Here is an 8,897-nt window from a genome sequence, read left to right as displayed (position 1 = left end):
GGTGTGCCGGGTGGCGAGATCCATGTGGATGGCTTTAACGCCAGCGATCCGCAGGCGGGCAGCGGCATCGAGAGCTTCCAGTTCGACGACGGCGTGCGCAGCTACCAGCAGGTCCTGGCCAAGGGATTCGACCTCAACGGGACACCCGGCGCCGACGTGATCACCGGCACGGGTGCGGCCGACCGTATCGACGCGCTGGCCGCGGACGACTGGATCTTTGCCGGGGGTGGCGACGACGTAATCGACGGCGGAGCGGGTGCGGATACGATGGACGGCAGCAGCGGCAACGACCGTTTCCTGGTCGACTCGGCCGGCGATGTGGTGGTCGAGGCGGCCAACGAGGGTGTCGATGAGGTTGTCGCCGACATCGACTACACGCTGCCGGCCAACGTCGAACGTCTGCTGCTGACAGGAGCAGCGATCCACGGGACCGGCAATGTGCTCGACAATACGCTTACCGGCAACGCGGCCGACAACCTCCTCGATGGTGGCAGCGGCGCCGATACCCTGATCGGCGGCTCGGGCAACGATACCTACGTCGTTGATGACGGCGGCGATGTGGTTACGGAAGGCGCCGGCGCGGGGGTCGATCTGGTGCAATCGAGCGTCAGCTGCACGCTCGCCGCCAATGTCGAGAACCTCACCCTGACCAGTACGAGCGCCGTCAACGCCACCGGCAACACGCTGGACAACGTGCTCATCGGAAACGGCGACGCCAATACGCTGTCCGGGGGTTCAGGGGCCGATACGATGCTGGGCGGTGGCGGCGACGACATCTACGTGGTAGACAACGTCGGCGATGTGGTCACGGAACAAGCGGGCGAAGGCAGCGATCTGGTTCGCTCCGGCATCAGCTACACGCTGATGGACAACGTCGAGAACCTCACCCTGACGGGTGCGGCGCCGCTCGACGGCACCGGCAACGCGCTCGATAACGTGCTCACCGGCAACGGCGCCGCCAACACCCTGATCGGCGGTGACGGCAACGATACGCTGGATGGCGGCAGCGGTGCCGACGTGCTGCAGGGCGGGCTCGGTGCCGATATTTACGTGATCGATAGCAGCAGCGACGTGGTTGTCGAGAACGCGGACGAAGGCGTGGACCTCGTCAGCAGCAGCGTGAGCTACACGCTCGGCGCCAACCTCGAAAACCTTACCCTCACGGGTACCGCCGTCACCGGGTTCGGCAACGCGCTCGACAACGTGCTCACCGGCAACAGTGTCGCCAATTCGCTGAGCGGCGATGCTGGCAACGACACCCTGGCTGGTGGCGGGGGCGACGACACCCTGCAAGGGGGACTCGGCAACAACACCTATTTGTTCGGCAGGGGCGATGGCCGGGACACAATCGCTGCATTCCCGGACGCCTCCGCCGGCAAGCTCAACGTGCTGGAATTGGCTGCCGGCATTACCTCTGCCGATGTCCTGGTCACGCGATCCGGCAGCGATATCGTCCTGGCGATTGCCGGTACGGAGGACAGCGTAACCATCAGCGAGTTCTTCCGGGATGAATCGCCGACCAATGCCTACAATCCAATTCAACAGGTCAAGTTTTCCGACGGCCAGACCTGGGATGTCGGGGCACTGCTGGCGACATTTGGTGCGCCACCGTCCGGGACCGACAAGGTAGTCACCATCGACGAAGATACGACCTATGTTCTGAGTGCCGCGGACTTCGGGTTCACCGACCCGGATGCCGGCGATGGCCTCAGTGCCGTGCGCATCGATCAGCTACCGGGACTGGGCGACCTTCAACTCAACGGCGTCGCGGTGAACACCGGTCAGGTGATTGCCGCGGCGGATATCGGTGGCCTGGTATTCAGCCCGCCGGCCGACGCCAACGGTGTGGACTACACCGGCCTGGATTTCTCGGTCAGGGATCAGAGGGGCTTGTTTGACGCCAGCCCCAACACGCTGAGCTTCAACGTCACGCCGGTCAACGACGCCCCGGTATTTGTCGGTGATGAAGGCAGCGGTGTCGTCAGGACAGACATGGGGTCGGCCAACGATTGGGGATACGGTGCAACCGTCCAGGCCGACGGCCGGATCCTGGTGACGGGCCGGAGCGATGTCGGCGGTTACCCTGACTACAGCCTGGCCCGCTACAACAGCAATGGCACCCTGGATACCAGTTTCGCTGGCGATGGCAAGGTCACCACGGCAATTGGTCCGTTGACCGACAATAGTTACTCCGTGGCGGTCCAGAGCGACGGCCGGATTCTGGTCGGCGGGTTCTCATGGATGTACGCTACCCACAGCGACTTCGCCGTCGTTCGATACCTCCCGGATGGCACGCTCGACACCAGTTTCAGTGGCGACGGCAAGGTCACGACCGACATCGGCGGCTATTGGGATCAAGCCTATGCCATGGGGGTGCAAGCCGATGGCAAGGTCGTCCTGGCCGGCATGAGATCCGGCAATCCTGGTGACATCAGCGATTTCGCACTCGTGCGTTACAACTCTGATGGTTCGCTCGATACCGGCTTCGATGGCGATGGCAAGGTAGTGACCAGCGCCGGCTATTACACAGAGTATCTCCACTCGGTAAGCATGCAGGCCGATGGGAAGATTCTCGCCGTAGGTTCGGGGGCCGCGCAAGGGAGCGGCATCGACCGCGATTTGGTCTTGCAACGCTATAACAGCAATGGTTCCCTGGATGGCAGCTTCGATGGCGACGGAATGGTTACCTTTGGCGTCGGCGGTTTTGGCTCGGCAGCGTCGGTGACCGCTCAGCCCGATGGAAGGATCCTGGTATTTTGCTCGAACTACAGCAGTGCTTTCTTGCTCCGTTACAACAGCGACGGTTCGCCGGACACCGCTTTCGGCGTCAATGGCAAGGTGGCAAGCTTGATCAAGCCCTGGGGTACAGGAAATTACGTCGCGGTGCAGACTGACGGGAGCATTCTGATCACTGGCCAGATCAACGGCGACCTGGCCGTCGCGCGCTATTTCGGCAGTGGTTCGCTGGACACTGGATTTGGCGTTGGCGGTTATGTCACGACCTCGTTGAGCACCGGATCCGACGCGGGATCGACCGTCCAGGTGCAGGCCGATGGAAAAATCGTGGTGGCCGGCGGCGGCTATACTTCCGCCGCTGATGCCGATTTCGCTTTGCTCAGGTATAACCAGGACGGCACCCTGGACACGTCGTTTGGCATCACCCCGACACTCCGTAACCGGACCGTCAACGAAGACAGTGCGCTCAGTTTCGCCATCCCGTCCGTCTCCTTTGTCGACGTCGATGCCGGCGACAGCCTGGCTCTCGCGGCCACATTGGCGGACGGTTCGGCCTTGCCGGCATGGCTCTCTTTCGATACGGCGACGCGAACGTTTGCTGGTACGCCGCCCGACAGCGCCGTGGGCACGATAGACCTCAAAGTAACGGCAACCGATTTGGCGGGCGCCAGCGCGTCGACGAATTTCGCCGTCACGGTGGTCAATGTCAACGATGCGCCTGCCGGCTCGGTTATTGTCACCGGCAGACCAAATCCTGACTGGACACTTACGGCCAGCAATACGCTGGCCGACGGTGACGGACTCGGCACGATCGGCTACCAGTGGCAGAGTTCGTCCGACGGGATCAACTGGAGCGCCATTGGCGGCGCGACGGCAGATGCTTTCACGCTGTCGCTAGCCGAGATCGGCCGGCAGGTGCGCGTGGTCGCCAGCTATATCGACGGCCATGGCACGGCGGAAAGCGTGGCGAGCAATGCGCTGGATGTCCGGGAAAACCGCGCACCGGTATTCGTTGGCCGCGGCGGTACGCCTGGCGTGGCCATTACCGATGCCGGATCGACCAACGAATGGGGTTACAGCGTCGCCATCCAGGCCGACGGCAAGTACTTGCTGACCGGTACGAGCAATGTCGGCGCCTACACCGACTTTACCGTCCTGCGCTACAACAGCGACGGCTCGCTGGATAGCAGCTTCGATGGCGATGGCAAGGTCACGACGGCAATTGGTCTCTATACCGACGACAGTTACGCCGTGGCGGTCCAGGCCGACGGCCGGATTCTGGTCGGTGGGTTTGCTTCGATCGGTGCGTCAGACTTTGCCGTCGCGCGCTACAACGGCAACGGATCGCTGGATACCGGTTTCAGCGGCGACGGCAAGGTAACCACGGATATCGGCGGCTATTGGGATCAAGCCTACGCGATGGCGGTGCAAGCCGATGGCAAGATCGTACTGGCCGGCATGAGCAGCGGTAGTTCAAGCTCAATGACGAATTTTGCACTGGTTCGCTATGACTCCGACGGGTCCCTGGACAGCACCTTCGATGGTGACGGCAAGGTGGTGAGCAGTGCAGGGTATTTCTCTGAATACATCAAGTCGGTAAGCATTCAGTCCGATGGGAAGATCCTCGCCGCAGGTTATGGCGACACCAACGACGCAATCGATTTCGTGCTGCAGCGCTACAACAGCAATGGTTCCCTGGATGCCAGCTTCGATGGCGACGGCATGATCGTCGTCGATTCGGGTGGCAATGAGTCCGCACGATCGGTGACGACCCAGCCTGACGGGAAGATCCTGGTGCTTGGCACGGGCAGTACGGGTTCCTTCGCTGCGATACCAGAGCGACGGGTCCCTGGACGCCGGCTTTGGTCTTGCCGGGAGGGTCGAAACCCAACTCTACAGCTGGGATCAGGCCGCTAATTCCGTCATCCTGCAGCCTGATGGAAAAATTCTGGTGGCGGGTACGCGCTATAGCGAAGAGACTGACCTCGACTTTGCCCTGGTGCGTTACAACAGCGACGGTTCGCTGGATGTCGGATTTGGCGACGATGGCTACGTCACAACTCCGGTAAGCAATTCCGCCGACGCGGGTTGCTCCGTCAAGGTGCAGACCGACGGCAAGATTGTCGTCGCTGGCGGGCAATACAACGCCGACGCCTCGGGAAGCGACTTTGCGCTGGTACGCTATAACCAGGACGGAACTCTGGATCCGTCTTTCGTTGGTGGATTTCTGCCGGATCAAGTAGCGTTCAAACATGATGCCGTGAATATCACCATCCCGGCCGGACTGTTCGTCGATCCAGATTCCGGCGATTCGCTGACCTTCTCCGCGACCCAGGCGGGTGGCGCGATCTTGCCGTCCTGGCTGTCATTCGACGCCGCCACGCGGACCTTCAGCGGAGCGCCTGGAGACGGCGATGTGGGCAGGTTCGGTGTCGTGATTACCGCCACCGACGAGGAAGGGCTGAGTGCGTCCAGAAAAGCGTTCACCCTGACCGTCGTCAAAGGTAACACCACGCCCACCGGGGACGTCACAATCATCGGCAGCGCCGCCCAGAACCAGCTGCTCACCGCCAGCAATACGCTGGACGACGTCGACGGACTGGGCAGCATTGCCTATCAATGGGAGAGCTCGCCGGAGGGCACCACCTGGAGCGCCATCAGCGGTGCTACGGCGGACAGTTTCACCCTGACGCAGGCGCAGGTTGGCCAACGCCTGCGGGTGGTCGCCAGCTATATCGACGGCCTTGGAACGGCTGAGTCTCGGGCAAGCGAGGCAACGTCGCCGATCGCCAATATCAATGACGCTCCGGTTGTCGCCAGCCCGATCAGCGACAAAACGGCAACCGAAGCGACGGCGTTCTCGGTGACCATCCCGGCGGGCACCTTTACCGATGTCGATGCCGGCGACGTATTGACCTATACGGCGACACTCGCCAGTGGCTCGGCACTCCCCGCCTGGTTGACCTTCGATGCGGCGACGCGGACTTTCCAGGGTACGCCGACTGCCGTCGGTACGGTCAGCGTGCGCCTTATCGCCACCGACAGTGGCGGGCTGACGGCCAGCGACGTATTCGACATCGTGATCGCCAGCATCAACAAAACGCTCACCGGCACCGCCAGTGCCGATACGCTGACCGGCGGGATCGGCGACGACACGCTGAGCGGTCTCGGCGGCAACGACGTGCTGAATGGACTGGGGTGGTAACGACAGCCTCGACGGTGGCAGCGGCACCGATACGCTGGTCGGCGGTGCCGGCAACGACACCTACGTGATTGACAATACCGGTGACGTCGTCACCGAGAACGCCGGCGAAGGCGCCGATCTCGTCCGATCCAGCGTGAGCTACACGCTCACCGCCAATGTCGAGAACCTCACGCTCACCGGCACCAGTGCGCTCAACGGCACGGGCAATACGCTGAACAACCTCCTCACCGGCAACAGCGGCAATAACGTCCTCAGCGGCGGAACCGGTGCCGACACGCTGATCGGCGGCGCCGGCAACGACACATACGTGGTCGACAACACCGGCGACGTGATTACCGAGAACACCGGCGAAGGTACCGATCTGGTTCAGTCCAGCGCGACCTGCACGCTCACCGCCAATGTCGAGAACCTCACCCTCACCGGCACCAGTGCCATCAACGGCATCGGCAACACGCTGAACAATACCTTGACTGGAAATGGCGCCGACAACGTTCTCGACGGCGGTAGCGGCACCGACACGCTGGTGGGTGGTACCGGCAACGACACTTATTATGTCAGCACTGGCGACGTCGTCACCGAAGCGGCCAGCGCCGGGACCGATACCGTCATCTCCGATGTGACCTGGACACTCGGCAGCAACCTCGAGAACCTGACCCTCTCCGGCACCTCGGCGATCAACGGCACCGGCAACACCTTGAACAACGTGTTGACCGGCAACAGCGCCGCCAACGTTCTGGATGGCGGCAGCGGTGTCGATACCCTGATCGGTGGCCTCGGCAACGACACCTACAAGGTCGACAATGCAGCCGACGTGATCATCGAGAACGCCGGCGAAGGCACCGACCTGATCCAGTCCAGCGTGACCTGGACCCTTTCCGTCGACGTCGAAAACCTCACCCTTACCGGCACCAGTGCCATCAACGCTACCGGCAACACCCAGAACAACATTCTCACCGGCAACAGCGGTGCCAACGTCCTCGGCGGCGGCAGCGGTGCCGATACGCTGGTCGGTGGTACCGGCAACGACACCTACGTGGTCGACAACGCTGGTGACGTGACTACCGAGAACGCCGGCGAGGGTACCGATCTGGTCCAAGCAAGCGCCACCTGGACGCTGGGCGCCAACCTGGAAAACCTCACGCTGACCGGTAGCAGTGCCATCAACGGCAGTGGCAACACCCTGAACAACAGCTTGACCGGAAATGCAGCCGACAATGTCCTCGATGGCGGAGCCGGTAACGACACGCTGGCGGGCGGCGGCGGCAATGACACCTACCATGTCAGCAGTGGCGACGTGGTCACCGAAGCGGCCAGCGCCGGGACCGATACGGTCATCTCGGACGTGACCTGGACACTCGGCAGCAACCTCGAGAACCTGACCCTCACCGGCACGTCGGCGATCAACGGCACCGGCAACACCCTGAACAACGTGTTGACCGGCAACAGCGGCGCCAACATTCTGAATGGCGGCGCCGGTACCGACACCCTGGTCGGCGGCCTCGGCAACGACACCTACACCGTCGACAACGTCGCCGATGTGATCACCGAGAACATCGGCGAAGGTACCGACCTGGTGCAAGCAAGCCTCACCTGGGTGCTCTCCGCGAACCTCGAAAACCTCACCCTGACCGGTACAACTGCCATCAACGGCACCGGCAACAGCCTGGACAATGTGCTCACCGGCAACAGTGCCGCCAACACCCTCTCCGGTGGCAGCGGCAACGACACCCTGAGTGGCGCTGCCGGCGCGGACACCCTGGCCGGGGGTCTCGGCAACGACACCTACGTGGTCGACAGCAGCGGTGACGTGGTCACCGAGAACGCTGCTGAAGGCACTGACCTGGTCCAAGCAAGCGTCACCTGCACGCTCTCCGCCAACGTCGAGAACCTCGCGCTCACCGGCACGGGTGCCATCAACGGCACCGGCAACACGCTGGACAACGTCCTCACCGGCAACAGCGGTGCCAACATCCTCGACGGCGGCGCCGGTATCGACACCCTGGCCGGCGGCCTCGGCAACGACACCTACGTGGTCGACAGTAGCGGTGACGTGGTCACCGAGAACGCCGGCGAAGGCACCGATCTGGTCAAGGCGAACCTCACCTGGACACTCTCCGACAACCTGGAAAACCTCACCCTGACCGGCGCGACCGCCATCAACGGCACCGGCAACAGCCTGGACAACCTGCTCACCGGCAACAGCGCCGCCAACACCCTCTCCGGTGGCGCCGGCAACGACACCCTGAGTGGCGCTGCCGGCGCGGACACTCTGATCGGCGGTCTCGGCAACGATACCTACGTCGTCGACAACACCGGCGACGTGATCACCGAGAACCTCGGCGAGGGGACCGACCTGGTTCAGTCCAGCGTCACCTGGACCCTCGCCGCGAACGTCGACAACCTGACGCTCACCGGAGCCAATACCATCAACGGCAACGGCAACACCCTGGACAACGTCGTCACCGGCAATACCGGCAACAACACTCTTACTGGCGGCGCCGGCAACGACACGCTGGCCGGAGGAACCGGCACCGACCGTCTGGACGGTGGCGTCGGCGACGACACCTACCTCTTTGCCCGTGGCGACGGCGCCGACGTCGCCAGCGACAACGACGCCACGGCCGGCAACAGCGACCTCGCGCAGTTCGCCGCCGGCATCGCCAATGACCAGTTGTGGTTCCGGCACGTCGGCAACAACCTCGAAGTAAGCATCATCGGCACCAGCGACGCCTTGACCATCGAGAACTGGTATAGCGGCTCGGCGTACCACCTCGAACGCTTCCAGACCGCCGACAACAAACTGCTGGTCGACACCAGCGTCGAGAACCTGGTGCAGGCGATGGCCGCGTTCGCACCGCCGTCCGCCGGCGAGACGACGCTGCCGCCCGCGTACCAGACGGCACTGGCGCCGGTACTGGCGGCCAACTGGCAGTAGATTTCCCCGAGGGTCTGCCTG

At 63.1% G+C, this 8,897-nt stretch carries 3 protein-coding genes; all 3 read left to right on the top strand.

What is annotated here, in order from left to right:
- Nucleotides 1–24: 24 nt before the first annotated feature.
- From Q1L50_RS08495 to Q1L50_RS08485, 3 genes are read left to right on the top strand one after another with little or no spacing between them, the layout of a single operon-like run.
- Entirely contained in the window at nucleotides 25–4,653 is a 4,629-nt protein-coding gene (locus Q1L50_RS08495) for a putative Ig domain-containing protein (protein ID WP_300337528.1), read from the top strand.
- Entirely contained in the window at nucleotides 4,535–5,941 is a 1,407-nt protein-coding gene (locus Q1L50_RS08490) for a putative Ig domain-containing protein (RefSeq protein WP_300337526.1), read from the top strand. Before Q1L50_RS08495 ends, Q1L50_RS08490 begins: the two co-directional genes overlap by 119 nt.
- Entirely contained in the window at nucleotides 5,925–8,876 is a 2,952-nt protein-coding gene (locus tag Q1L50_RS08485; RefSeq protein ID WP_300337524.1) for a calcium-binding protein, read from the top strand. The genes Q1L50_RS08490 and Q1L50_RS08485 overlap by 17 nt, the downstream gene beginning before the upstream one ends.
- Nucleotides 8,877–8,897 lie beyond the last annotated feature (21 nt).

The sequence above is a fragment of the Accumulibacter sp. genome (genome assembly GCF_029255145.1).
In the GTDB taxonomy this organism is placed as follows: Bacteria; Pseudomonadota; Gammaproteobacteria; order Burkholderiales; family Rhodocyclaceae; genus Accumulibacter.
The sequence above is the reverse complement of the archived record's forward strand: the minus strand, read 5'-3'. Positions and strand labels throughout refer to the sequence as shown.